Below are 24,155 nucleotides of genomic sequence, written 5' to 3'. Positions count from 1 at the left end.
TTAACGGTTTTCCAGGCTTGCTGCACGCGCGTAAGGCAGAGCGCTCTCGGTACCTTTCAATGCAGCCTGTTGCGCATGTTGACGCAGGTAGCCTGGAAGACGCTGATCGTGCCAGCCCGGCTGACCTTGCAATACGCCGTTGGCCATGGGGCCGGTGGCGTCCGAACTCTCATTGTAGCCTGCCAGAACGGCCGGGCCCTTGACTTGAGGGGCAGCCAGATTCTGCTGGGTGGATTGCTGAGCCAGTTCCACACCGGCGATTTCGTCCTGGTTATACAGACGAACACCTGCCAGCACGGCAACCGTTACCGAAGCAGCAACGGCCAGACGACCCAGGCTGCGCCATGGACCACGGGTGGCTTTGGCCGGCACCGCTTCGTCAGCCAGGGCTGCGGAAACGGCTGCTGCGATATCCAGACGTGGAAGCAGCAGATCCTTGTGCATCGCCGCCCGAGCGATCTGATAACGAGCCCAGGTTTCACGGGTTTCAACATCGTCGCAGGCACTGAGTACCCGACGCAGTTCCAATTCGTCCGCTTCGTTATCCATCACTGCGGACAGCGATTCCTGCAGGGCTTCACGACTCATGGCGTTCCTCTCTTGGCTGTCGCCGCTGTCTTTAGTTTTCCTGCAACAACGGCTGCAGGGCTTTATCGATGGCCTCCCGGGCGCGGAAGATCCGGGAGCGCACGGTGCCCACCGGACATTGCATGACGCTCGCAATGTCCTCATAACTCAGACCGTCGAATTCACGTAAAGTTAAAGCCGTACGCAAATCTTCAGGTAGTTGCTGAATGGTTCGATGGACGGTGCCTTCGATCTCATCCCGCAGCAAAGCCCGCTCTGGCGACTCGAGATCCTTGAGGCCATGATCGCCATCGTAGAACTCTGCATCCTCGGAACTGACATCGCTATCCGGCGGCCGACGGCCGCGTGAAACCAGATAGTTTTTCGCCGTGTTGATGGCGATGCGGTAAAGCCACGTATAAAACGCGCTGTCGCCGCGAAAATTTCCAAGTGCGCGATACGCCTTGATAAAGGCTTCCTGCGCCACATCCTGGGCTTCATGGGTGTCGTGCACGAAACGCACGATCAACCCGAGAATTTTGTGCTGGTATTTCAGCACTAGCAGATCGAAAGCACGCTTGTCGCCGCGCTGTACGCGTTCGACCAGTTGCTGATCCTCTTCCTGGGTTAGCATGAACACTCCTCGATAAGCACGGAGGAGGCTTGCAAAACTAAACGACCGGGCTTGCAAACATAGACTCGGGCTTTTCGCAAAAGTTCTCCCCCTCCGGGCAAGTTTCCTGCGGGCTCTGATTCGGCACGCACGAAAAACGCAGCGCGAGATGCCCCGGCTGCGCAAATAATCTTGTTGTCAGTTTCACCGGCAGGATCCAATCACGAACCCTCCACGATCCCGACACTGTCCCTTGTTTCAGGCAACCGTCTATTGATCTTGGGCCTTTGGCAAAAGTTCCACACATTTATAGCTGTGTGACGGCGACATTGTGCAACTGTGAATAGAAAAAGACTGTTAAATCCACGATACAGTCGTCAAACGGGCAAATCAGTGGAAAAACCATCCGACGAAGCGTCGGGTTTTTCTCGTCACAGTAGTTTCACAATGCCATATGGGCTCGGCTATTGTGCCGCCCCACCCCTCTATATACTAGTGGGCCGTGCGCAAACCCGACTCGCCTGTCCAGTTGTCCAGCGCCTCCCCCGAACCGGGTCGCCTTGAGCGGAATCCTGAAATGAGCCAACAGTTTCAACACGATGTTCTGGTAATTGGCAGCGGCGCTGCCGGCTTGAGCCTTGCGCTGACCTTGCCCGGTCATTTGCGCATTGCGGTACTGAGCAAGGGCGACCTCGCCAACGGCTCGACCTTCTGGGCCCAGGGCGGCGTCGCGGCCGTGCTGGACGACACCGACACCGTTGAGTCCCACGTCGATGACACCCTCAATGCCGGTGGTGGCCTGTGCCATGAAGATGCCGTGCGCTTTACGGTCGAACACAGTAAAGAAGCGATTCAATGGCTGATCGATCAGGGGGTGCCGTTTACCCGCGATGACCAATCGAGCACCGAAGACGGTGGATTCGAATTTCACCTGACCCGTGAAGGCGGCCACAGTCATCGGCGCATCATCCACGCTGCCGATGCCACCGGCGCAGCCATCTTCAGAACCCTGCTGGCCCAGGCCAAGCAGCGATCGAACATCGAACTGCTGGAACAACGGGTAGCCATCGACCTGATCACGGAAAAACGCCTCGGCCTGGAGGGTGATCGCTGCCTAGGTGCCTACGTGCTCAATCGCGGCACCGGCGAAGTCGACACCTATGGTGCCCGTTTCGTGATCCTCGCTTCCGGAGGCGCCGCCAAGGTCTACCTCTATACCAGCAACCCCGATGGAGCCTGTGGCGACGGCATCGCCATGGCCTGGCGTTCCGGCTGCCGGGTGGCAAACCTGGAGTTCAACCAGTTCCACCCCACCTGCCTGTATCACCCGCAAGCCAAGAGCTTCCTGATCACCGAAGCCCTGCGTGGCGAAGGTGCCCACTTGAAGCTGCCCAATGGCGAACGCTTCATGCAGCGCTTCGACCCACGGGCTGAACTGGCCCCACGAGATATCGTCGCCCGGGCCATCGACCATGAAATGAAGCGCCTGGGCGTCGACTGCGTTTATCTGGACATCAGCCACAAGTCCGAAAGCTTCATCAAGACCCACTTCCCGACCGTTTACGAACGCTGCCTCGAGTTTTCCATCGACATCACCAAGCAACCGATTCCCGTGGTGCCAGCAGCGCACTACACCTGCGGCGGCGTCATGGTCGACCAGAATGGCCGCACCGATGTACCGGGGCTGTACGCCATCGGCGAAACCAGCTTCACCGGCCTGCACGGCGCCAATCGCATGGCCAGCAACTCGTTGCTTGAGTGTTTCGTTTACGCCCGTTCGGCGGCGGCAGACATCATGGAGCAGTTACAGCAGGTCGCTGCACCCGTCGCCCTGCCCGTCTGGGATGCGAGCCAGGTCACCGACTCCGATGAAGACGTGATCATCGCGCACAACTGGGATGAGCTGCGGCGATTCATGTGGGACTACGTCGGGATCGTGCGCACCAACAAGCGCCTGCAACGAGCGCAGCATCGCGTGCGCCTGTTGCTCGACGAGATCGACGAGTTTTACAGCAACTACAAAGTCAGCCGCGATTTGATCGAACTGCGCAACCTGGCTCAGGTGGCCGAACTGATGATCCTGTCAGCCATGGAGCGCAAGGAAAGCCGAGGCCTGCATTACACCCTCGACTATCCGAAAATGCTGCCGGTCGCCCTGGACACTATTCTGGTGCCGCCCACCTACGCCGACTGAACTTGAGTCGAACCCGCAGGCGGCGGTGCACGTCCGCCGCCTGCGAATCCCGGGGTACACAGATAGCCCGCACTCGCCGCTCACCACGCAAGCGAAAACGCAGCACCACGATCAACGGCAGCGCCAGGCTGTCGGGCCGCAATTGCACCGGTTGCCATCCCGCCGACTCATTCCATAACTGCCAGCCGTCGGCATCGCGCCGCAAACCGCGAAATGCCTTTGGGTGAATCAAGAGTATTTGACGCGGCAAAACCCAGGCGCCATGCAGGAGGCAGCCGAAGGCGCCGAGCAGACTGGCCCAAAGCGGAATGGAAAGTAGAAACAATGAACCCAGCGCGAACAGCTGGGCCAGAAGATACGCCGCCAGCAACTGCCAAGAGGCATGCCAGCGGCACTCAAACGAATTACTTGGGCTGGACACGATCCAGAATCATGCGAACCATGCGTTGCAGTTCAGGATCCTCGGATTCGCTCCGTTCCATGAACCAGCCGAACATGTCCTGATCCTCACACGTCAGCAGTCGGACGTACAACGCGCGATCCACCTCGTTGAGCGTTGCGTAAACCTCTTTCGTGAACGGCACCAGCAACACATCAAGCTCAAGCATGCCGCGGCGGCTGTGCCAAAAGAGGCGGTTCAGTTCAACATCTTCGACCATGGAGCGCTCCTCAAATAGGCCGCAAGTATACAGCCCTGTGTCTGATCGAACAGTCGGCTTTGGTCGGGCACCGGCGATCCTTTGTGAACTACCCATTTCAAGGGCGCCCCCTTATCATGTCCGCCAGACTCTTTACCCTGCGATGACCCATGGCCGATTCTGCTTTTTTCTGCACGCTGTCTCATGAAGGTGTTCTGGCGGTCCGCGGCGCGGACGCTGCCAAGTTCCTGCAAGGTCAATTGACCTGCAACCTCAATTACCTGAGCGATACCCAAGCCAGCCTCGGTGCGCGCTGCACGCAGAAAGGCCGGATGCAATCGAGTTTCCGCATCCTGCTCGAAGGCGACGGCGTACTGCTTGCGATGGCCAGCGAGCTGCTGGAACCGCAACTGGCGGACCTGAAAAAGTACGCGGTGTTCTCCAAGTCCAAGCTGACCGATGAAAGCGCCGCCTGGGTACGCTTCGGCGTCGACCATGGCGATGCCGCCCTGATCAGCCTGGGTCTTGAACTGCCGGCAGAGACCGACAGTGTCGTGCGTCATGCCGGGTTGATCGCCATTCGCGTTTCGCCTGATCGCGCGGAAGTCTGGGCAGCCGCCGATCAAGCCGACGTCATCAAGGGCAAGCTCGGCGCCCTGCTGGCCGAAGGCGATCTGAATCAATGGTTGCTGGGCCAGATCCGCGCCGGGATCGGCCAGGTGATGCCCGGCACCCGCGAGCTGTTCATCCCGCAGATGCTCAACCTGCAAGCCGTCGGTGGCGTGAGTTTCAAGAAAGGCTGCTACACCGGCCAGGAAATCGTCGCGCGGATGCAGTACCTGGGCAAACTCAAGCGTCGCCTGTATCGCGTGCAACTGGACGCCGGTGAATTGCCTGAACCCGGCACCCAGCTGTTTTCCCCGGCTCATGCCAGCTCGATCGGCGAGGTGGTGCTGGCTGCCCGTGCCGGACAGCACATCGAACTGCTGGCGGTCCTGCAAGCCGAGGCCGCCGAGTCCGGTGATCTGCACGTCGGCGCCCTCGATGGCCCGGCCCTGCACGTGCTCGACCTGCCTTACGAACTCGACCGCGACCGCGAAATCCAGCGTTAAGCACGGCACTGTTCAGCGACACCTTTTTGGCAACACCTAGAGAAACGAAATGAGCGAGCTGGCGGAAAAGGTCCAAAAGGATTTGGTTGAGGCCATCGATAACGATGACCTGGTTCTGCCAACACTTCCGGAAGTGGCGTTGCAGATTCGCAAGGCCGCTGAAGACCCTGACATCGGTATCAGTGATCTGAGCAAAGTGATCGGTCGCGATGCGGCGCTTTCGGCGCGGCTGATCAAAGTGGTCAACAGCCCACTGCTGCGCGCGACCCAGGAAGTCACCGACCTGCATACGGCGATCACCCGCCTGGGCATCAACTACAGCAGCAACCTGGCCATCGGCCTGGTCATGGAGCAGATTTTCCATGCCCGCTCCGAAGTGGTGGAACAGAAGATGCGCGATGTCTGGCGCAGAAGCCTGGAAATCGCCGGCGTCAGCTACGCCTTGTGCCGCAGCTACACCCAGCTCAAGCCCGACCAGGCGGCGTTGGGCGGACTGGTGCATCAGATTGGCGTGCTGCCGATCCTGACCTACGCCGAAGATCACTACGAACTGCTGTCCGATCCGGTCAGCCTAAACCACGTGATCGATCACATTCATCCGCTGCTAGGCGACAAACTGCTCAGGGTCTGGGAGTTTCCGGATGTGCTGGTGCAGGTGCCGCAGCTGTACCTGAATTTCAAGCGACAATCGGCGCAGGTGGATTACGTCGACCTGGTGCAGGTGGCCAGCCTGTATTGCCACAAGGACACCGACCACCCGATTGCGCGCATTGATCCATTCAGCGTGCCAGCCTTCAACAAGCTCGGGATCGACCCGGAGAACAAGGCGATGTGTGCCGATCTGGAAGAAAATCGGTCGATGTTTTATTGATTGAAGACCGCATCGCGCCCTTCGCGAGCAGGCTCGCTCCCACATTTGATCCATTCAACACCATGAGCCTTTGTGGGAGCGAGCCTGCTCGCGAAGAGGCCAGTCCAGTCAATATCACTCCCCGGCAACGAAACTCACCCGCACTTTCAACCCCGCCTGCTCACCATCGTGCAGGCTGATCTGCGCCAGATGCGCGCGGCAGATTTCCCCGACAATGGCCAACCCCAGGCCTGAGCCGGCCACGTGTTGATTGCGTCGGTAGAAGCGTTCGAACACCCGATCCCGCTCATCAAGAGGAATGCCCGGCCCGTCGTCCTCAACCTCCAGCACAGCCGGCGCCGTCACCCGCAGAATCACATTGCCGCCCGGTGGCGTATGAGCCAGGGCGTTATCCACCAGATTGCTCAACAGCTCGTTCAACAAGGTCGGTTCGCCCCGCAGCCAGACCGGTTCGTCGGCCTCCAGCGCCAACGCCACGCCGCGCTTATGGGCCAGCGGCGCCATGGCCATGCCCAGCTCCCGCGCCAACTGACTCAAGTCCAGCAACTGCGCACCACCCTCGGCAATCGCCCGCGCGCCATTTTCGACCCGCGCCAGCGAGAGCAATTGATTGGCCAGATGAGTCAGGCGATCGGTTCCCTGGGCTGCGGTTTCCAGAGTCTCGCGCCAGGTTTGCGGCTCGGTCGAGCGCAAGCCCAGTTCCAGTCGCGCCTTGAGCGCCGCCAGCGGCGTGCGCAGTTCATGGGCGGCATCGGCAATGAACTGTGCCTGACGCTCGAATTGCCCGCGAAGGCGTTCGGTAAAGTGATTGAGCGCGCGCACCAGCGGCCACAACTCGTGCTGGACTTCCACCAAGGGCAAAGCACGCAAGTCATCCGGCTGCCGCTCTTCCACCGCCGTGCGCAAACGCTCCAGCGGACGCAAGGCCGCACTCACTGCAAACCACACAATCATCAGCGCCCCTACGGCGAGCATTCCCAGACGCAGCAAAGTGTCCGCCGCCAGGCTGCGGGCCATGCTCACGCGAGCCTCATCGGTTTCCGCCACGCGGATTTCCGCCATGCCGTTCATGTTCGGCTCACTGACGGGCTTGAGCAGACTGACCACACGAACATTCTGGCCTTGATAGGTCGCGTTGTAGAACCGCGCCAGCGCTGGATAGTCATCGGTACGCGGCGTCCCCGGCGGTGGTGGCGGCAGGTTTTCGTATCCGGAAATCAGTTTCTGGTTGATGTCGTTGACCAGATAGAAAATCCGCCCGGCACTGTCGTAGGCGAAGGTATCAAGCGCCACATAAGGCACATCGGCGCTCAATGTGCCGTCACGCTGGGTAACGCCGGCGGCAATGGTCCGCGCCGACGCGAGCAGGGTTCGGTCGTAAGCAGTATCCGCCGCTTCGCGACCGTTCCAGTAGGCGCTCAAGCCGCTGGCCAGCATCAATACCACCAGCAACAGCGCCAGGTTCCACAGCAAGCGCCAGCGCAGGCTGCTGGGCTTATGCATCGCGGCTTTCCAGCAAGTAACCGAGACCCCGGAAAGTCACGATGGCCACCGACTGCCCGTCGAGTTTCTTGCGCAAGCGATGCACGTAGATTTCGATGGCATCGGGACTGGCCTCTTCATCGAGGCCGAAGACCTGAGAGGCCAATTGTTCCTTGCTCATGACTCGACCGGGGCGGGCGATCAAGGCTTCGAGCACTGCCTGCTCGCGAGACGTCAGGGTCAGCAGTTCTTCACCCAGGGTGAAGCGCCGCGTGTCGAGGTCATACGCCAGCACGCCGCAGCGCTGCATGCGCTCGCCACCCAGCACACTGCGACGCAACAACGCCTTGACCCGGGCTTCGAGTTCAGTGAGTTCAAAAGGCTTGGCCAGGTAATCGTCGGCGCCAAGGTTGAGGCCATGGACACGATCCTTGACGTCGCTGCGCGCGGTCAGCATCAGCACCGGCAGGTTCTTGCCCCGTGCGCGCAAGCGTGCCAGCACTTCAAAACCATCCATGCGCGGCAAGCCGACATCGAGGATCGCCATGGCGTAATCCTCGCTGCCCAGCGCCAGATCGGCCGCCACGCCATCGTGCAGCACATCCACGGTCAGACCGGTGCTCTTGAGCGCCTGGGCAACGCTTTCGGCGAGCTGCAGATGGTCTTCGACGAGCAGGACACGCATGGATAGTTACCTCGTTCAGGGAATGGTCGACGCCACTCTTTGGCGCGGAGTTTACAGCGGCATCCGCCGCTGTGAAGCCCGAAAAACCTTGAAAGCCCGATGAAAGGTTAGCGAAAGGTTCGCTGGTTAGAGTCGGGATAGGAATGTTTCGACCTGAATATTCCACCCGCCTTTTGCTCTCTGTTTTTTGAATGTAGCGCCCGAAAAACGCCATGAAGCGTTTTCGCCATAAGAACAATAACCGAGGTACTGCAGCATGCTGCCCACACAGCCCCAGGCTTGCCCTCCCCCGCCACATCCGATGTTTACCCTTGCCAGCGCCGAAGCCGGCCGCCTGTCGTTCTGCCTCTTCAGGCAGGTACACGACGGCGCCGCGCGAAATCGTCGCATCTGAATCGTCCCAAAAAACAATAACTCCGAAGGAGACACAGAAAATGAATCGATCACTGCGCCGTTTCGCCCTCGCCGCCAGCTGCGTGCTGTTTGCCGGCCAACTGATGGCCGAGCCGAAACGCCCGGAATGCATCGCCCCAGCCTCGCCCGGCGGCGGTTTCGACCTGACCTGCAAACTGGCGCAAAGCGCGCTGGTTAACGAAAAACTGCTGACCAAACCGATGCGCGTGACCTACATGCCCGGCGGTGTCGGCGCGGTGGCCTACAACGCGGTGGTCGCCCAGCGCCCGGCGGATGCCGGCACCCTGGTGGCCTGGTCCAGCGGTTCGCTGTTGAACCTGGCACAAGGCAAGTTCGGTCGCTTCGATGAAACCAACGTACGCTGGCTGGCGGCCGTCGGTACCAGCTACGGTGCCATCGCGGTGAAAAGCGATTCGCCCTACAAGAACCTCGACGATCTGGTACAGGCGCTGAAGAAAGATCCGAGCAAAGTGGTGATCGGCTCCGGCGGCACCGTCGGCAGCCAGGACTGGATGCAGACCGCACTGATCGCCAAGGCTGCCGGCATCAACCCGCGCGACTTGCGTTACGTCGCCCTCGAAGGCGGCGGTGAAATCGCCACCGCCCTGCTCGGCGGTCACATCCAGGTCGGCAGCACCGACATCTCCGACTCCATGCCGCACATCCTGAGCGGTGACATGCGTCTGCTGGCGGTGTTCGCCGACAAGCGCCTGGACGAGCCGGAGATGAAAGACATTCCGACCGCCCGCGAGCAGGGCTACGACATCGTCTGGCCAGTGGTGCGCGGCTTCTACCTCGGGCCGAAAGTCAGCGACGAGGACTACGCCTGGTGGAAAGCCTCCTTCGACAAACTGCTGGCCTCCGAAGAGTTCGCCAAGCTGCGCGACCAGCGTGAGCTGTTCCCGTTCGCCATGACCGGCCCGGAGCTGGACACCTACGTGAAGAAGCAGGTAGCAGACTACAAAGTGCTGGCCAAAGAGTTCGGCCTGATCCAGTGATCGCCTCTGTCTAGCGGCCACGGCCCCGTTTCGCGGGGCCGTGGCACAGGAGTTCCTCATGCTCTTACAACGCATTTTCGCTTCGGTGCTGCTTCTGGTCTGCCTGGGGCTGGCACTGATGGCATGGCCCTACCAGGCCGAATATTCCTACGAACCGGTGGGGCCTCGGGCCTTTCCATTGTTGATGCTCGGGCTGATGGGCTGCGCGCTGCTGTACATGGCGTTTCGCCCGACACCCATCGTGCACAGCGAAGACGACCCGAAACTCGACCGTGAAACCCTGAACAAGATCGGCCTCTGCGTCGTGCTGCTGTTGATCTTCGCCGGGCTGTTCGAGCCCCTGGGTTTCATCCTCAGCAGCATCTTGATCGGCATCCCCATGGCCCGTCTGTATGGCGGTCGCTGGTTGCCCAGCATCGTGGTCACCACGCTGATGGCGGTGGGTCTGTACCTGCTGTTCGACAAGTTGATGGACGTGCCGCTGCCCCTGGGCCTGCTCGACGTTCTGGAGAACTGATATGGATACGCTTGGTTATTTGGGTCAGGGTTTCGGCGTCGCGCTGAGCCCTTACAACCTGGTGACGGCCCTGACCGGCACCCTGATCGGCACCGTCGTCGGCCTGCTGCCGGGCCTGGGCCCGATCAACGGCGTGGCATTGCTGATCCCCATCGCCTTCGCCCTCGGCCTGCCACCGGAATCGGCGCTGATCCTGCTGGCGGCGGTGTACCTGGGTTGCGAATACGGCGGCCGGATCAGCTCGATCCTGCTGAACATTCCCGGCGAAGCCTCCACCGTCATGACCACCCTCGATGGTTATCCGATGGCCCGCAAAGGCCTGGCCGGTGTCGCGTTGTCGCTGTCGGCCTGGAGTTCGTTCATCGGCGCCTTCATCGCCACCTGCGGCATGGTGCTGTTCGCCCCGCTGCTGGCGAAATGGGCGATTGCCTTCGGCCCGGCGGAATACTTCGTGTTGATGGTGTTTGCGATTGTCTGCCTGGGCGGCATGGCCGGTGATCGCCCGCTGAAAACCTTCATCGCCGCGCTGATCGGCCTGTTCCTGTCGACGGTGGGCATCGACGCCAACAGCGGTGTTTACCGCTTCACCGGCGACAACATCCACCTCACCGACGGCATTCAGTTCGTGGTGCTGGTGCTGGGTCTGTTCTCCATCAGCGAAATCCTCCTGCTGCTGGAAAAAACCCATCGCGGCCAGGAAGCGGTGAAAGCCACCGGGCGCATGATGTTCAACCTCAAGGAAGCTTCGGCGGTGTTCGTGGTGAACATCCGTTGCGGTGTGTTCGGTTTCATCATGGGCGTGCTGCCCGGTGCGGGCGCGACCCTCGCCAGCGCCGTGGCCTACATGACCGAAAAACGCATCGCCGGCACCAAGGGCACCTTCGGCCAGGGCGACATGCGCGGCCTGGCCGCCCCGGAAACCGCCATCGGCGCTTCGGCTTGCGGCGCGCTGGTGCCGATGCTGACCCTCGGCGTTCCGGGTTCGGGCACCACGGCAGTGATGATCGGCGCCCTGTCGCTGTACAACATCACACCGGGCCCGCTGTTGTTCCAGCAGCAACCGGACATCGTCTGGGGCCTGATCGCTTCGTTGTTCATCGCCAACATCATGCTGGTGATCCTCAACATCCCGATGATCCGCATCTTCACCCGCATCCTCGCCGTGCCGAACTGGGCACTGGTGCCGGTGATCGCGATCATCACCGGGATCGGCGTCTACGCGGTGCACGCCACCACCTTCGACCTGTTCCTGATGGTTGGCATCGGCATCTTCGGCTACATCCTGCGCAAGCTGGATTTCCCGCTGTCGCCGGTGCTGCTGGGGTTCATCCTCGGCGGTCTGATGGAGCAGAACCTGCGTCGTGCGCTGTCGATTTCCAACGGTGCGCTGGAGATCCTCTGGTCGAGCCCGATCACCTTCGGTGTCTGGGTACTGACCGTGATCATGCTGCTGGTGCCATTGCTGCGAATCTGGCGCAAACGTTCGGTTGCGCGGCGCGCTATTGCCGATGTCTGATCGAACACCCTTCAACGCCTGGTGGGGTACGCCGCTGGTCGGCGCGCTGGGCGGTTACCTCGCCAGTCAGGTCGGCTGGCCGCTGCCATGGATGGTCGGCTCGTTGCTGGCGATCATCCTGGTGCGCTGCCTGACCCCCTGGCAATTGGCGGAAATCCCTGGCGGCCGCAAGTGTGGCCAGTGGATTGTCGGTATCGGTATTGGCCTGCACTTCACCCCGCTGGTGATGGAGCAGGTGCTGAGTCATTTCGGTCTGATCTTCTTCGGTGCACTGGTCACCAGCCTGTCCGCAGTGGTCGGGGTCTGGCTGATGCGGCGCACCGGAGAAGATCGCGCCACCGCGTTTTTCTCCAGCATGCCCGGCGGCTCCGGGGAGATGGTCAACCTCGGCGCCCGCAACGGCGCGGTACTCAGCCGCGTGGCGGCGGGCCAGAGCCTGCGGGTGCTGGTGGTGGTGCTCTGTGTGCCGGCGGCGTTCAAATACCTGTTGGGCGACGGCGCGCCGATTTCCCACGCCGGCAGCATCGATTGGCGCTGGCTGGCGGTGCTGTTTCCTGCTGGCGCCTTGGCGGCCTGGATCTGGGAACGCCTGCGCCAACCCAACCCCTGGCTGTTCGGACCGTTGCTGGTCAGTGCCGCCGTGAGCATCGGTTGGGACTTGCACATCGGTCTGCCCAATGGTGGCAGCCAGATCGGCCAATGGCTGATCGGCAGCGGTTTGGGCTGTCATTTCAACCGTCAGTTTTTCCGCCGCGCGCCCTCGTTCATGGGCCGAACCCTGATCGGCACGGTGTTGACCATGTTGATTGCGACAGCGGCGGCACTGGGCCTGAGTGCCCTGACCCACCTGGATTTGCGCTCGCTGACTTTGGGGATGATGCCGGGCGGGATTGCGGAGATGAGCCTGACGGCAGAGACCCTGCAATTGTCAGTGCCGCTGGTGACGGCGATGCAGGTGATGCGGCTGTTGTTTGTGCTGTTTCTGGCGGAGCCATTGTTCAAGTATTGGAACCGGCAACCTGAGTCTTCCCGATAGACCGAGTCGCCCCCTTCGCGAGCAGGCTCGCTCCCACAAAGATTTTGTGAACGCCACAAATCCACTGTGGGAGCGAGCCTGCTCGCGAAGGGGCCGGCCCCGTCAACGCATCAGATTGGCGGTAACCGCCAATCAATCGGCATCTCGCCATTCTGCTCCAGAAACTTGTTAGTCCGGCTGAAATGCCCGCATCCCAGAAAACCACGATACGCCGACAACGGCGACGGATGCACCGAGGTCAGCACCAGGTGCTTGGTGGCATCGATCAGCTTCTGTTTGCTCTGGGCATGGGAGCCCCACAGCATGAACACCAGATGCGGCTGCGTCTGGCTGACCACTTCAATGATCCGGTCGGTGAAGAATTGCCAGCCCTTGTCCTTGTGCGCATTGGCGTTGGCGCGCTCCACGGTCATGGTGGTATTGAGCATCAGCACGCCCTGATCGGCCCAGCTTTGCAGGTAGCCGTGGTTGGGGATGTCGATGTTCAGGTCGCGTTTCAGTTCCTTGTAGATGTTCAGCAGTGACGGCGGCGTCGGCACTCCCGGCTGCACCGAGAAGCACAAGCCATGGGCCTGGCCCGGGCCGTGGTACGGGTCCTGGCCGAGGATGACCACCTTGACCTTGTCCAGCGGCGTCGAGTTGAGGGCGTTGAAGATCAACGGGCCTGGTGGATAGATTTCCTTGCCGGCCGCCCGCTCCTCTTGCAGGAAATTACGCAACTCTGCCATGTAGGGCCGGTCGAATTCGGCACGCAGTGCCTCCTTCCAGCTCGGTTCGAGTTTGATACGGTCATCAGCAGTCATGGTTACATCCGGCAAAAACAATGGGGCGAACCCTAAGAAGGCCCATCGCGCTTGTCAATTGATCTGACACGGATCCGGCACTTTCCCACACAGCGATCATACTTATCCCTCAAATTCCCGATCGAGGTCATGATGAATCTGCACTTCGAAGAACTCACCGGCACCGACGGCGCCCGCATCGGCATTGCCAGTCTGGATGCTGAACAATCACTTAACGCCCTGTCCCTGCCCATGATCAACGCCCTGCGCGACCGGATGGGCGCCTGGGCCAAGGATCCGCAAATCGTCTGCGTCCTGCTGCGTGGCAACGGCGCCAAGGCCTTTTGCGCCGGCGGTGAAGTGCGCAGCCTAGTGCAGGCCTGCCGCGCCAGCCCGGGCCAGGTGCCGCCGCTGGCTGCGCAATTTTTCAACGCGGAATATCGCCTGGACTTCAGCCTGCACACCTACCCCAAGCCGCTGATCTGCTGGGGCCATGGCTATGTGCTGGGCGGTGGCATGGGCCTGCTGCAGGGCGCAAGCATCCGCATTGTCACCCCGAGCAGTCGATTGGCGATGCCGGAAATCAGCATCGGCCTGTACCCCGACGTCGGCGCCAGCTGGTTCCTGTCGCGCCTGCCCGGCAAGCTCGGCCTGTTTCTCGGTCTGACCGGCGCGCACATGAACGGTCGCGATGCGATCGACCTGGACCTGGCCGATCGCTTCCTGCGCGATGACCAGCAGGAGGATCTGATCGAAGGCCTGTTGCAGTTGAACTGGCAGGAGCAGACGCCCATGCAGCTCAACAGCCTGCTCAAGGCCCTGCAGCAGGAAGCTGCCGCGCAGATGCCGGAAGCCAAGTGGCTGCCACGCCGCCAGCGCATCGATGAACTGCTGGATGTCAGTGATGTGCGCTGCGCCTGGAAAGCCATCAGCGCACTGCGCGATCACACCGATATGTTGCTCGGCCGCGCCGCCCGGACCATGAGCGAAGGCTCGCCCTTGACCGCGCATCTGGTATGGGAACAGATCATCCGCGCCCGGCACATGTCGTTGGCGCAGGTTTTCCAGATGGAATACACCCTGAGCCTCAATTGCTGCCGTCATCCGGAATTCAGCGAAGGGGTACGCGCGCGTTTGATCGACAAGGACCAGAAACCGCACTGGCATTGGCCGGATATCAACAATGTGCCGGATGCGGTGGTGCAGGCGCATTTCCACAAAGTATGGGAAGGCCGGCATCCACTGGCCGATCTCTCCGAGTACTGAACAAAACCAACTGTAGGAGCGAGCCTGCTCGCGATGGTGTATCAGACACAGTGGTGTCGACTGACACTCCATCGCGAGCAGGCTCGCTCCTACAGAAGAGGTTGCGTTCAGGTCCGATTAACGGTGATTCCCCCGGTCATCATGATCGCCATGTCCATTACGGTCGCCTCGCCGATCATGATTGTCGTTGCGTCCACCACCACGGTGATCGTTATCCCAGTTCCCACGGTTGCGACCGTCCCATCCATGGTTCTGATACGCCCGGGAGTCCGGGCGCGACTGGTAGTAACGCGGCGATTGCTGGTAATAGCGCGGCGATGGCTGATAAACCCGGGGCTGATAGTAGTAGCGCGGGGTTGGCTGGTAATACCTGGCCGGCGGTGAGTAATACCGGCGAGGTGGCGTGTAATACCCGTCGTTCGAGTAGTACGAGCCACCGGAGTAATACGTCGGCGCAGGCGACGTATAGACCTCGGAACTGTAGTAGCTGCCTCCCTCATCGTAATAGGGCACGCACCCGCCCAGGGACAATCCCAACACAGCAGTCAATAGAATTCGGCGTAGCTGCTTTCGACAGGACATGGCGGCCTCCTGGACCGCGAGTGAGCCGCACCAGCGACGCTGGCAGGCGACAGCCGATCATTCAGTGACTGTCACAATATCTGACACTGGATTCGGAATCTGGTGCGTTCCGGAAACAAGTTGAAACATCTCGCCGATGAAAGGTTTTTCATCCATTCACGCGCCGATTAATGGTGGCCGTGGTGATATCCACCGCCGTAATAACGCGCGCCGTGCCCGCAGCAGGAGTAATAGCGATAGCCGCCATAAAACCGCGGGCCGCCGTAGTAATAACGCGGACCGTAGTAGTAGGAATACGGCGCGTAGCCGGGGTAGTAGTAAGGCGAGGAGTAGTAGTCATAGTCACCGGCATAGTAATAGCAGCCGGACAAACCAAGACCCAATACAGCGGCGAACAACAATCGACGAAACATGGCGGCCTCCTGAAAGACCTCCGGCCGAGACAAGCCGACCGATACCTGTTTTGACTCGAAAACGCCGAGCAAGTGCATCGCGCCAGCAACCTTCAGATCAGCGGCCGACACGTCCCATTGCAGTGCGTCGACGCACCATCAAAAGGCAACACGGCCTCCCCTTCTCCAGTCATCAATCGCGTAATCCCCGCGCCAGAGCACTTGCGCCGACTTGGCACGGCTCTCGCTTTAGCAAAGCCGTGCAGGAGTCATCACAGGTTCGCGGCACCACAATTTGCAATGGCTGACTAGGGTTCCGGCTCGCACTGGCGAGTGACTGGTCCGAGAGTTGGCGACCTCCAGTTGAGGTTACACGGCGGGACAAAAGCCCGGGAGACAAGCCACCGTTCGCGGTGCCGCGTTGCCTTCTGCCCGCCCTTGATCAACTGGAGAATCCGAGATGTCCCGACTACGTTTCCCCGCCCTCCTCGCCGCTGCGTTTGCAGCATTGCTCAGCACCCAATCCCATGCCGCACAGAAAGACCACTTCAGCGTCTGCTGGACGATCTATGCCGGCTGGATGCCCTGGGAATATGCCGGCAGCCAGGGCATCGTCGATAAATGGGCGAAGAAGTACGGCATCAAGATCGATGTGGTGCAGCTCAACGACTACGTCGAATCCATCAACCAGTACACCGCCGGCCAGTTCGACGGCTGCACCATGACCAACATGGATGCACTGACCATCCCAGCCGCCGGTGGCGTCGACAGCACCGCACTGATCGTCAGCGATTTCTCCAATGGCAACGACGGCATCGTGCTCAAGGGCGAAGGCAAGAAAGTCGCCGACCTCAAGGGCATGGACGTCAATCTGGTGGAGTTGTCGGTCTCCCATTACCTGCTGGCCCGCGCCCTGGACTCGGTGGACCTCACCGAAAAAGACCTGAAAGTGGTCAACACCTCCGACGCCGACATCTCGGCGGCCTTCAACACCGCTCAGGTCAACGCTGTCACCACCTGGAACCCGATGCTCTCGGACATCAAGGCCAAGCCTGCGGTGACTGAAGTCTTCAACTCCAGCCAGATCCCCGGCGAAATCATGGACATGATGGTGGTCAACTCCCAGACCCTCAAAGACAACCCGGCCCTGGGCAAGGCACTGACCGGTGCCTGGTTCGAAGTGGTCGAGTTGATGAACGCGAAAAACGCCGCCAGCAACGCCGCGCTCGAACATATGGCCAAGGCTTCGGGCACCGACCTGGCCGGTTTCCAGGCGCAACTGGACACCACCAAATTGTTCGCCACGCCCAAGGAAGCCCTCGCGTTCAGCACCAGCAAGCAACTGCCGGAAACCATGCGCAAGGTCGCCGAATTCTCGTTCCAGCACGGTTTGCTGGGTGAAGGCGCCAAAGACACCAGCGCCGTCGGCATGGCCTTCGCCAACGGCGTGACCAGCGGTGACAAGGGCAACCTCAAGCTGCGCTTCGACCCCAGCTACGTGCAGATGGCTGCCGACGCCAAGCTGTAACAAGAGGACCTGGCCATGCGCCTGATCAATCGCCACCCGGATCGCCCGAGTCGCCTGTTGCTGGTGATCCTGCCGTTCGCCCTAGTGCTGCTCGCCTACTTCATGGGCTCGGCCGAACGGCTGATGGACAACCCCAACGACAAGCTGCTGCCCAGCGCCGTGCAAATGACCGATGCGGTGAAACGCGTGGCCTTCGTCGCCGACAGCCGCACCGGCGAATATCTACTGTGGCAAGACACCGCCTCCAGCCTGCAACGCCTGGCCATCGGCCTGGGCATCAGCGCGCTCGCCGGGCTGTGCCTGGGTATCGCCGCCGGCACCCTGCCGCTGTTCGGCGCGCCGTTGTCGCCACTGCTGACGATGCTGTCGATGGTGCCGCCGCTGGCGATCCTGCCGATCCTGTTCATCGTCTTTGGCCTGGGTGAGTTGTCGAAAGTGATGCTGATCGTGATCGGCATCACCCCGGCCCTGGCCCGTGATCTGGAACAGCGCGCCCGGGAAATTCCCGTGGAGTTGCTGATCAAGGCCCAGACCCTCGGTGCCTCGACCTGGACTTTGATGCTGCGCGTGGTGCTGCCGCAATTGCTGCCGCGCCTGTTGATCTCTTTGCGGCTGATGCTCGGCTCGGCGTGGTTGTTCCTGATCGCCGCCGAAGCCATCGCCTCCACCGACGGTCTCGGCTATCGAATTTTCCTGGTGCGGCGTTATCTGGCGATGGACGTGATTTTGCCCTACGTGGTGTGGATCACCCTGCTCGCCTGGCTGATGGATTGGGGGCTCAAATACCTGACCCGCCGTGCGTTCCCCTGGTATGAGGGGGCCGCCAAATGAGCTTCATCACCGTCAAGAACGTCTGGCAGCAATACGCCGATCAAGTCGTGCTGGAAGGCCTGAACCTGAACGTCAACGAAGGTGAGTTCTGCACACTCGTCGGCGCTTCCGGCTGCGGTAAATCGACCTTCCTGCGCTTGTTGCTCGGTCAGGAAAAAGCCAGTCGCGGCGAGATCCTCCTCGACGGCCAACCACTGACCGCAGAACCGGACGCCAGCCGTGGCGTGGTGTTCCAGCGCTACTCGGTGTTCCCACACCTGAGCGTGCTGGACAACGTCGCCCTGGGTCTTGAATTGCCGCGTTCGCCACTGCTTGGCCGGCTGTTTGGCAGCGCTAAAAAACAGGCCCGCGAACAGGCCTCGGTGCTGCTGCACAAAGTCGGCCTCGGCCACTCGCTGGACAAGTACCCGGCGCAGTTGTCCGGTGGCATGCAGCAACGACTGGCCATCGCCCAGGCGCTGATCATGAAACCCCGCGTGCTGCTGCTCGACGAGCCGTTCGGCGCCCTCGATCCGGGCATTCGCAAAGACATGCACGCCTTGCTCCTGGAGCTGTGGCGCGAGACCCGGCTGACCGTATTCATGGTCACCCACGACCTGTCCGAAGGTTTCAGCCTCGGCACCCGCTTGCTGGTGTTCGACAAGGTCCGCCTCGACCCGCACGCCCCCGGCGCCTATGGCGCGCGCATCACCTACGACATCCCTTTGAACAGCGACCGCCGCGCCAGCCGCGCCGCCGTCGACGCCCTGCCGGCGCCATTGGCAGGCACGCTTCGTATCGCTTAGAGGAATCTGCAAATGACTGATTCAACCCAACTGTTCCCGCCCTTCGCCGAAGAAATGCTTCCCGGTGGCGGCCATCGTTCATTCGTGCTCAAGCGCGGCCAATTGCTGCGCCTGACCGATATTCGTGGCGGCGCCAATGTCAGCCTGACGTTGCTCAATGCCAACGAAAAAACCGAGCGCCTGAACCTGCCCGACAGCCTTAAATGCCAGCACACCGCCAAGCTCACAACGGGCCATTGCCTGTACTCGGACATGGGCCGCGTGTTGGCAGCGATCACCGCCGACACCTGCGGCTGGAGTGACAGCCTCGGCGGTGTGCTGTGCGCCGAGGAAGTCGCGGAAAAATACGGCGCCGGGCGCTATCAGGAGCTGCGCAACGGCTTCTTTCGCAACGGCACCGACAACCTGCTCGTAGAGCTGGGCAAGTGGGGTTTGGGCCTGTCCGACCTGCTGATGACGCTCAACCTGTTCAGCCGGGTGAACGTCGATGAAGACGGACGTTTCCACTTTGTCGAAGGCAACTCCAAGGCCGGCGACTACATCGAGTTGTACGCGCCGATGGACACGCTGGTGGTGCTCACCGCCCTGCAACACCCGATGGATCCCTCGCCGCAATACGCACCGAAACCCTTGAAGCTCAGCTGGATGAACGCCGACCCCAGCGTCGCCGAACACTGCCGTACTTCGCGCCCGGAAAACGAGCGCGGCTTCATCAACACCGACCGCCTGTTCGCCTGAGGATCGTTGCCATGTCACTTGCACTCGCTACCGCTGCCAAGCAACCCGAAGCCGCGATCTACCGCGCCACCATCCCCGCCGGCGAACCCTGGCTGATGGAGGTCAAGGCCGGCCAGACCCTGCGCATCCTCGACCTGGAAGGCAATCAGGCGGTCGATACGCTGTTCTACAGCCTCGCCAACCCGAAAGAACGCTACGACGTGCAACGCACCCTGCGCCGGCAGAACAGCGTCTACCTGAGCACCGGCAGCGTGCTGTATTCCAACCTCGGCAAACCGATGCTGACCATCGTCGACGACACCTGCGGGCGCCACGACACCCTGGGTGGCGCCTGCGCGCAAGAGAGCAACACCGTGCGCTACGCCCTGGAAAAACGCTACATGCACAGCTGCCGCGACAACTACCTGCGCGCCTGCGTCCACGATGGGCGACTGGGCAAGGGTGATATCGGGCCGAACATCAACTTCTTCATGAACGTACCGGTCACCGCCGACGGCGGGCTGACCTTCGAAGACGGGATTTCCGCACCGGGCAAGTACGTCGACCTGCGCGCCGAGATGGACGTGATCGTGCTGATTTCCAACTGCCCGCAACTGAACAACCCATGCAACGCCTACAACCCGACCCCTGCGGAGCTGTTGGTATGGAACTGAAATTCGCGCGGTTGCGTCACTGGTTGTTTGCCCTGTGCCAGGCCCGTTCGGGGCAGTGCCTAAAACCTCAAGACCACCACCCTCCACTGTAGGAGCGAGCCTGCTCGCGAAAAACGCGAAGCCACCGCTGGGCATCTGGATGTGCGCGTCATCGTTCACGACCATCGCGAGCAGGCTCGCTCCTACAGGGGTTCGGCGGTGTGCTCAAGTAAATGGATTCTGCCGCCGGGGACGACCCCGGCGCTCATCGAAAAACTGCGGGACGGCCCGCATCCCCTCCAGGGGTCATGCCATGTTCGAAAAAGTCCTGATTGCCAACCGTGGCGCCATCGCCTGTCGCATCCTGCGCACCTTGCGTGAACTGCAAGTCCCGGGCGTCGCCGTTTACTCCGAAGCCGATGCCGCCAGCCTGCATATCCTGCAAGCCGATGAAGCCCACAGCCTGGGTGAAGGCGCGGCTGCCGGTACTTATCTGGCGGTGGAAAAAATCCTCGCCATAGCCAAAGCCAGTGGCGCCACGGCGATCCACCCCGGCTATGGCTTTCTCTCGGAAAACGCCGCGTTTGCCCAAGCCTGTGAAGCGGCCGGCATCGCCTTCATCGGCCCGACACCCGAGCAACTGCGGGTATTCGGCCTCAAGCACACCGCCCGCGCCCTGGCCAGGCAACACGACGTGCCGATGCTCGAAGGCACCGAACTGCTCGACAGCCTCGAAACCGCGCTGCTCGCCGGCGAACAGGTCGGTTATCCGGTGATGCTCAAAAGCACCGCCGGCGGTGGTGGCATCGGCATGCGTGTGTGCCGCGACGCCGCCGAGTTGAGCGAGTCCTTCGAAGCGGTCAAACGCCTGGGGCAGAACAACTTCAGTGACGCTGGCGTGTTCATCGAGAAATACATCCAGCGCGCCCGGCATCTGGAAGTGCAGGTGTTCGGTGACGGCCAAGGTGAAGTGATCGCTCTCGGCGTGCGCGATTGCTCGGTGCAACGGCGCAATCAGAAAGTCCTCGAAGAAACCCCGGCACCCAACCTGCCTGAAGGCATGGCCGATGAACTGTGCGCAGCGGCGATCAAGCTGGCCAAGGCGGTGAACTATCGCAGTGCCGGCACCGTGGAATTCGTGTTCGACAGTGATGACCAGCGCTTCTACTTCCTCGAAGTGAACACCCGTTTGCAGGTGGAGCACGGAGTCACCGAACAGGTGTGGGGCGTGGATCTGGTGCGCTGGATGATCGAGTTGGCGGCCGGTGATCTGCCGCCGTTGAACGTACTGAGCCAGGGTTTGAAAGCCGACGGCCATGCGATCCAGGCACGTCTGTATGCAGAAGATCCGGGCCGTGATTTCCAGCCGAGCCCCGGCCTGCTTACCGCCGTGAATTTCCCCGCTGCCGATGGCAAGCACTTGCGCATCGACACCTGGGTGGAGGCCGGGTGCGAGATCCCGCCGTACTTCGACCCGATGATCGCCAAGGTCATCAGTTGGGCGCCAACCCGCGAAGCAGCCCGCGCCGATCTGCATCAGGCGCTGGGCGACAGCCTGCTCTACGGGGTGGAAACCAACCGCGATTACCTGCGGCAGATTTTGCTCGATGCGCCGTTCGCCAGCGGCCAGCCGTGGACCCGTTGCCTGGAAAACCTGATCTATCAGTCCAACACTTTTGAAGTGCTCAGCGCCGGCACCCAGACCAGCGTCCAGGACTACCCCGGTCGCCTGGGTTACTGGGCCGTGGGCGTGCCGCCTTCGGGACCGATGGACAGTCGCGCCCTGCGGCTGGGTAATCTTTTGCTCGGTAATGAAGAAGGTGCCGCCGCGCTGGAAATCACCATGAGCGGACCCATGCTGCGCTTTAATTGCGCGGCCGTGGTGGCGGTAACCGGCGCAGCGATCCCGCTGACGTTGAACGGTGGAACCGTCGCCATGAACACGGCGTTGCTGATTCCCGCCGGCGCGACCTTGAGCCTGGGCACCATCGCCGGTGCGGGCGCACGCAGCTACCTGTGCCTGCGCGGTGGTCTGCAAGTGCCGGATTATCTGGGCAGCAAAAGCACCTTCACCCTCGGCCAGTTCGGCGGCCATGGCGGACGCGCCTTGCGCACCGGTGATGTGTTGCATGTGCCGGCATTGAACGACCGCAGCAATGGCGCGCAACTGGCTGAGCATCAGGTCAGCGAACTGCCTGCCGTGCGACACATCCGGGTGATTTACGGCCCCCACGGTGCACCGGAGTACTTCACGGAAAACTACATCGGCACCTTCTTTGCGACCCAGTGGGAAGTGCATTTCAATTCCAGCCGTACCGGTGTCCGCCTGATCGGCCCGAAACCGGAATGGGTGCGTGCCGACGGTGGCGAGGCCGGGCTGCATCCGTCGAACATTCACGACAATCCCTACGCGATTGGCGCGGTGGATTTCACCGGGGACATGCCGGTGATCCTCGGGCCGGATGGGCCGAGCCTGGGCGGCTTCGTGTGCCCGGTGACGGTGATCGAGGCAGATCTGTGGCAGTTGGGGCAGCTCAAGGCCGGGGACAAGGTGCAATTCCATCCTGTCGATCTCAAGACCGCCCGCCATCTCGCCCTGAAATGGACTACCCCCTGTAGGAGCGAGCCTGCTCGCGATGAGGGCTTCACATCCGACATCACCGTGACTGACACACCGCAATCACGAGCAGGCTCGCTCCTGCAGGGGCTTGTGTCGCCTGTGGTGTTGGATATTGGGCAGGATGATACGAGGTTGGTCGCGAGGCTTTCCGGCGACACCCACCTGCTTCTAGAGATTGGCGCACCCGAACTGGATCTTGTTTTACGCTTCCGCGCCCACGCCCTCATGCAGGCCCTGGAAGGCAAAAACCTGCACGGCGTGATCGACCTCACACCCGGTATCCGCTCGCTGCAACTGCACTACCAGCCCGAGCAACTGCCGCTCGCCGATCTGCTGGGCATCGTCGCTGGCGAATGGGACGCCGTGTGCGCCGCCAACGACCTGCAAGTGCCGTCGCGCATCGTCCATCTGCCGCTGTCCTGGGACGACCCGGCCTGCCAGTTGGCGATCGAGAAATACATGACCACCGTGCGCAAGGACGCGCCGTGGTGCCCGAGCAACCTGGAGTTCATCCGCCGCATCAACGACCTGCGGAACCTCGATGAAGTGCAGCGCACGGTGTTCGACGCCAGCTATCTGGTGATGGGCCTGGGGGATGTCTACCTCGGCGCGCCGGTGGCCACGCCCCTCGATCCGCGGCATCGTCTGGTGACCACCAAATACAACCCGGCACGCACCTGGACCGCGGAAAACTCGGTGGGCATCGGCGGCGCCTACATGTGCGTGTACGGCATGGAAGGCCCCGGCGGTTATCAGTTCGTGGGTCGGACCTTGCAGATGTGGAACCGCTACCGCGAGGTCGCCGCGTTCGATGGCAAACCCTGGCTGCTGCGCTTCTTCGACCAGATCCGTTTCTACCCGGTGAGCGCCGATGAACTGCTGCGCATCCGTCGTGACTTCCCCCTCGGGCGCTTCGATCTGGATATCGAGCACAGCCAGTTGAACCTCGCCGATTACCAGGCGTTTTTGGCGCAAGAGGCGCAGACCATCGCGGCCTTTCGCGAGCAGCAACAAGGCGCATTCAACGCCGAGCGCGAGCGCTGGATCGCCAGCGGCCAGGCGCACTTCGAGAGCGAAGAAGCCGCCACACAAACCAGCGAAGACGCCCCACTGGCCGTCGGTGAAATGAGCGTCGACAGCCACATCGCCGGCAATCTCTGGCAAGTGCAGGTGGACATCGGCAGCCGTGTCGAGGCCGGCGATGTGCTGGTGATTCTGGAGTCGATGAAGATGGAAATCCCGGTACTTGCGCCCACCGCTGGCGTGGTGCGCGAAATCCGCGTGCAACCGGGTTCGGCGGTGCGCGCCGGACAGCGCGTCGTGGTGCTGGCTCTCGATTGAACCCATTTTGAAAAG

The 24,155-nt window shown here is 61.5% G+C and carries 23 protein-coding genes and 1 riboswitch; of the genes, 14 read left to right on the top strand and 9 right to left on the bottom strand.

Features of this window, described 5'->3' with window-relative positions; translation table 11 throughout:
• Both DKY63_RS26615 and rpoE read right to left on the bottom strand, forming a co-directional pair.
• The gene (locus tag DKY63_RS26615; RefSeq protein WP_110966848.1) at positions 1 to 588 is read right to left on the bottom strand and encodes a sigma-E factor negative regulatory protein; all 588 of its coding nucleotides are present in this window, start codon (positions 586 to 588) and stop codon (positions 1 to 3) included.
• A 31-nt stretch (positions 589 to 619) separates the two neighbouring features.
• Complete coding sequence (gene rpoE / locus DKY63_RS26610; RefSeq protein WP_003172477.1) at positions 620 to 1,201, bottom strand: RNA polymerase sigma factor RpoE; 582 nt, start codon at positions 1,199 to 1,201, stop codon at positions 620 to 622.
• A gap of 556 nt (positions 1,202 to 1,757) precedes the next feature.
• Here rpoE and nadB point away from each other — a divergent pair.
• Complete coding sequence (gene nadB, locus DKY63_RS26605; RefSeq protein WP_110966847.1) at positions 1,758 to 3,374, top strand: L-aspartate oxidase; 1,617 nt, start codon at positions 1,758 to 1,760, stop codon at positions 3,372 to 3,374.
• Here the strand turns inward: nadB and DKY63_RS26600 are convergent.
• Together DKY63_RS26600 and DKY63_RS26595 are read right to left on the bottom strand one after the other, a co-directional pair.
• Positions 3,343 to 3,795 carry a protein YgfX gene (locus DKY63_RS26600; RefSeq protein WP_110966846.1) on the bottom strand — a complete coding sequence of 151 codons (453 nt, stop codon included), beginning with the start codon at positions 3,793 to 3,795 and terminating at the stop codon, positions 3,343 to 3,345. The two genes, nadB and DKY63_RS26600, sit on opposite strands and share 32 nt — an antisense overlap.
• The gene (locus tag DKY63_RS26595; protein WP_007979797.1) at positions 3,779 to 4,033 is read right to left on the bottom strand and encodes a succinate dehydrogenase assembly factor 2; all 255 of its coding nucleotides are present in this window, start codon (positions 4,031 to 4,033) and stop codon (positions 3,779 to 3,781) included. The genes DKY63_RS26600 and DKY63_RS26595 overlap by 17 nt, the downstream gene beginning before the upstream one ends.
• A 149-nt stretch (positions 4,034 to 4,182) precedes the next feature.
• On the opposite strand from DKY63_RS26595, the gene DKY63_RS26590 reads away from it, so the two are divergent.
• Together DKY63_RS26590 and DKY63_RS26585 are read left to right on the top strand one after the other, a co-directional pair.
• Positions 4,183 to 5,124: a YgfZ/GcvT domain-containing protein gene (locus DKY63_RS26590; protein ID WP_110966845.1), complete on the top strand. Its 942-nt coding sequence runs from the start codon at positions 4,183 to 4,185 to the stop codon at positions 5,122 to 5,124.
• A 49-nt stretch (positions 5,125 to 5,173) separates the two neighbouring features.
• Positions 5,174 to 5,995 carry an HDOD domain-containing protein gene (locus DKY63_RS26585; RefSeq protein ID WP_110966844.1) on the top strand — a complete coding sequence of 274 codons (822 nt, stop codon included), beginning with the start codon at positions 5,174 to 5,176 and terminating at the stop codon, positions 5,993 to 5,995.
• Positions 5,996 to 6,109: 114 nt separating this feature from the next.
• Here DKY63_RS26585 and DKY63_RS26580 read toward each other — a convergent pair whose 3' ends face one another.
• Complete coding sequence (locus tag DKY63_RS26580) at positions 6,110 to 7,498, bottom strand: sensor histidine kinase (RefSeq protein ID WP_110966843.1); 1,389 nt, start codon at positions 7,496 to 7,498, stop codon at positions 6,110 to 6,112.
• A complete protein-coding gene (locus DKY63_RS26575; protein ID WP_110966842.1) occupies positions 7,491 to 8,162 on the bottom strand; it encodes a response regulator in 672 nt (223 codons plus the stop codon). Before DKY63_RS26575 ends, DKY63_RS26580 begins: the two co-directional genes overlap by 8 nt.
• Before the next feature lie 434 nt (positions 8,163 to 8,596).
• Here DKY63_RS26575 and DKY63_RS26570 point away from each other — a divergent pair, with 434 nt between their 5' ends.
• Genes DKY63_RS26570 through DKY63_RS26555 form a run of 4 tightly spaced genes read left to right on the top strand, consistent with a single transcriptional unit; the run spans position 8,597 to position 12,643 of the window.
• Positions 8,597 to 9,574 (top strand): Bug family tripartite tricarboxylate transporter substrate binding protein, encoded by a 978-nt coding sequence (locus tag DKY63_RS26570; RefSeq protein ID WP_110966841.1) that lies wholly within the window; start codon positions 8,597 to 8,599, stop codon positions 9,572 to 9,574.
• 58 nt (positions 9,575 to 9,632) lie between these two features.
• On the top strand, positions 9,633 to 10,091 hold the full coding sequence (locus tag DKY63_RS26565) for a tripartite tricarboxylate transporter TctB family protein (RefSeq protein WP_110966840.1): 459 nt from the start codon (positions 9,633 to 9,635) through the stop codon (positions 10,089 to 10,091).
• Between the two features lies 1 nt (position 10,092).
• Positions 10,093 to 11,607: a tripartite tricarboxylate transporter permease gene (locus DKY63_RS26560; RefSeq protein ID WP_110966839.1), complete on the top strand. Its 1,515-nt coding sequence runs from the start codon at positions 10,093 to 10,095 to the stop codon at positions 11,605 to 11,607.
• Positions 11,600 to 12,643, top strand: a complete 1,044-nt coding sequence (locus tag DKY63_RS26555; RefSeq protein ID WP_110966838.1) for an AbrB family transcriptional regulator — start codon at positions 11,600 to 11,602, stop codon at positions 12,641 to 12,643. The genes DKY63_RS26560 and DKY63_RS26555 overlap by 8 nt, the downstream gene beginning before the upstream one ends.
• 110 nt (positions 12,644 to 12,753) lie before the next feature.
• Here the strand turns inward: DKY63_RS26555 and ung are convergent, their stop codons facing one another.
• Positions 12,754 to 13,446, bottom strand: coding sequence for a uracil-DNA glycosylase (ung, locus tag DKY63_RS26550; RefSeq protein WP_110966837.1), 693 nt, complete (start codon positions 13,444 to 13,446; stop codon positions 12,754 to 12,756).
• A gap of 132 nt (positions 13,447 to 13,578) precedes the next feature.
• Here ung and DKY63_RS26545 point away from each other — a divergent pair, with 132 nt between their 5' ends.
• A complete protein-coding gene (locus DKY63_RS26545; protein ID WP_110966836.1) occupies positions 13,579 to 14,691 on the top strand; it encodes an enoyl-CoA hydratase/isomerase family protein in 1,113 nt (370 codons plus the stop codon).
• A gap of 117 nt (positions 14,692 to 14,808) precedes the next feature.
• Here DKY63_RS26545 and DKY63_RS26540 read toward each other — a convergent pair whose 3' ends face one another.
• Positions 14,809 to 15,273: a hypothetical protein gene (locus DKY63_RS26540; protein WP_110966835.1), complete on the bottom strand. Its 465-nt coding sequence runs from the start codon at positions 15,271 to 15,273 to the stop codon at positions 14,809 to 14,811.
• 167 nt (positions 15,274 to 15,440) lie between these two features.
• Positions 15,441 to 15,686: a hypothetical protein gene (locus tag DKY63_RS26535; protein WP_110966834.1), complete on the bottom strand. Its 246-nt coding sequence runs from the start codon at positions 15,684 to 15,686 to the stop codon at positions 15,441 to 15,443.
• Positions 15,687 to 15,962: 276 nt separating this feature from the next.
• A riboswitch (guanidine-I (ykkC/yxkD leader) is annotated at positions 15,963 to 16,063 on the top strand.
• 62 nt (positions 16,064 to 16,125) lie between these two features.
• On the opposite strand from DKY63_RS26535, the gene DKY63_RS26525 reads away from it, so the two are divergent.
• The 6 genes from DKY63_RS26525 (at position 16,126) to uca (ending at position 24,140) form a co-directional block, all read left to right on the top strand.
• Positions 16,126 to 17,193 carry a putative urea ABC transporter substrate-binding protein gene (locus tag DKY63_RS26525; RefSeq protein WP_110966833.1) on the top strand — a complete coding sequence of 356 codons (1,068 nt, stop codon included), beginning with the start codon at positions 16,126 to 16,128 and terminating at the stop codon, positions 17,191 to 17,193.
• A gap of 15 nt (positions 17,194 to 17,208) precedes the next feature.
• On the top strand, positions 17,209 to 18,024 hold the full coding sequence (locus DKY63_RS26520; RefSeq protein ID WP_110966832.1) for an ABC transporter permease: 816 nt from the start codon (positions 17,209 to 17,211) through the stop codon (positions 18,022 to 18,024).
• Positions 18,021 to 18,809, top strand: coding sequence for an ABC transporter ATP-binding protein (locus tag DKY63_RS26515; RefSeq protein ID WP_110966831.1), 789 nt, complete (start codon positions 18,021 to 18,023; stop codon positions 18,807 to 18,809). The genes DKY63_RS26520 and DKY63_RS26515 overlap by 4 nt, the downstream gene beginning before the upstream one ends.
• A 12-nt stretch (positions 18,810 to 18,821) precedes the next feature.
• Positions 18,822 to 19,547 carry an urea amidolyase associated protein UAAP1 gene (locus tag DKY63_RS26510; protein WP_110966830.1) on the top strand — a complete coding sequence of 242 codons (726 nt, stop codon included), beginning with the start codon at positions 18,822 to 18,824 and terminating at the stop codon, positions 19,545 to 19,547.
• An 11-nt stretch (positions 19,548 to 19,558) separates the two neighbouring features.
• Complete coding sequence (locus tag DKY63_RS26505) at positions 19,559 to 20,200, top strand: urea amidolyase associated protein UAAP2 (RefSeq protein ID WP_110966829.1); 642 nt, start codon at positions 19,559 to 19,561, stop codon at positions 20,198 to 20,200.
• A 292-nt stretch (positions 20,201 to 20,492) separates the two neighbouring features.
• A complete protein-coding gene (gene uca, locus DKY63_RS26500; RefSeq protein ID WP_110966828.1) occupies positions 20,493 to 24,140 on the top strand; it encodes an urea carboxylase in 3,648 nt (1,215 codons plus the stop codon).
• Positions 24,141 to 24,155 lie beyond the last annotated feature (15 nt).

This window comes from Pseudomonas putida, assembly GCF_003228315.1.
Lineage (GTDB): Bacteria > Pseudomonadota > Gammaproteobacteria > Pseudomonadales > Pseudomonadaceae > Aquipseudomonas > Aquipseudomonas putida_S.
This window is presented reverse-complemented; position numbering and strand designations above follow the sequence as displayed.

Bases quoted from the DNA above. Each gene is read 5' to 3' on its own strand.
- DKY63_RS26520 (WP_110966832.1), top strand. From the start codon at position 17,209: ATGCGCCTGATCAATCGCCACCCGGATCGCCCGAGTCGCCTGTTGCTG.
- DKY63_RS26535 (WP_110966834.1), bottom strand. From the start codon at position 15,686: ATGTTTCGTCGATTGTTGTTCGCCGCTGTATTGGGTCTTGGTTTGTCC.
- nadB (WP_110966847.1), top strand. From the start codon at position 1,758: ATGAGCCAACAGTTTCAACACGATGTTCTGGTAATTGGCAGCGGCGCT.
- DKY63_RS26590 (WP_110966845.1), top strand. From the start codon at position 4,183: ATGGCCGATTCTGCTTTTTTCTGCACGCTGTCTCATGAAGGTGTTCTG.
- DKY63_RS26585 (WP_110966844.1), top strand. From the start codon at position 5,174: ATGAGCGAGCTGGCGGAAAAGGTCCAAAAGGATTTGGTTGAGGCCATC.
- DKY63_RS26510 (WP_110966830.1), top strand. From the start codon at position 18,822: ATGACTGATTCAACCCAACTGTTCCCGCCCTTCGCCGAAGAAATGCTT.
- DKY63_RS26565 (WP_110966840.1), top strand. From the start codon at position 9,633: ATGCTCTTACAACGCATTTTCGCTTCGGTGCTGCTTCTGGTCTGCCTG.
- DKY63_RS26505 (WP_110966829.1), top strand. From the start codon at position 19,559: ATGTCACTTGCACTCGCTACCGCTGCCAAGCAACCCGAAGCCGCGATC.
- DKY63_RS26525 (WP_110966833.1), top strand. From the start codon at position 16,126: ATGTCCCGACTACGTTTCCCCGCCCTCCTCGCCGCTGCGTTTGCAGCA.
- ung (WP_110966837.1), bottom strand. From the start codon at position 13,446: ATGACTGCTGATGACCGTATCAAACTCGAACCGAGCTGGAAGGAGGCA.
- DKY63_RS26570 (WP_110966841.1), top strand. From the start codon at position 8,597: ATGAATCGATCACTGCGCCGTTTCGCCCTCGCCGCCAGCTGCGTGCTG.
- DKY63_RS26595 (WP_007979797.1), bottom strand. From the start codon at position 4,033: ATGGTCGAAGATGTTGAACTGAACCGCCTCTTTTGGCACAGCCGCCGC.
- DKY63_RS26615 (WP_110966848.1), bottom strand. From the start codon at position 588: ATGAGTCGTGAAGCCCTGCAGGAATCGCTGTCCGCAGTGATGGATAAC.
- DKY63_RS26575 (WP_110966842.1), bottom strand. From the start codon at position 8,162: ATGCGTGTCCTGCTCGTCGAAGACCATCTGCAGCTCGCCGAAAGCGTT.
- DKY63_RS26515 (WP_110966831.1), top strand. From the start codon at position 18,021: ATGAGCTTCATCACCGTCAAGAACGTCTGGCAGCAATACGCCGATCAA.
- DKY63_RS26540 (WP_110966835.1), bottom strand. From the start codon at position 15,273: ATGTCCTGTCGAAAGCAGCTACGCCGAATTCTATTGACTGCTGTGTTG.
- uca (WP_110966828.1), top strand. From the start codon at position 20,493: ATGTTCGAAAAAGTCCTGATTGCCAACCGTGGCGCCATCGCCTGTCGC.
- DKY63_RS26555 (WP_110966838.1), top strand. From the start codon at position 11,600: ATGTCTGATCGAACACCCTTCAACGCCTGGTGGGGTACGCCGCTGGTC.
- rpoE (WP_003172477.1), bottom strand. From the start codon at position 1,201: ATGCTAACCCAGGAAGAGGATCAGCAACTGGTCGAACGCGTACAGCGC.
- DKY63_RS26580 (WP_110966843.1), bottom strand. From the start codon at position 7,498: ATGCATAAGCCCAGCAGCCTGCGCTGGCGCTTGCTGTGGAACCTGGCG.
- DKY63_RS26545 (WP_110966836.1), top strand. From the start codon at position 13,579: ATGAATCTGCACTTCGAAGAACTCACCGGCACCGACGGCGCCCGCATC.
- DKY63_RS26560 (WP_110966839.1), top strand. From the start codon at position 10,093: ATGGATACGCTTGGTTATTTGGGTCAGGGTTTCGGCGTCGCGCTGAGC.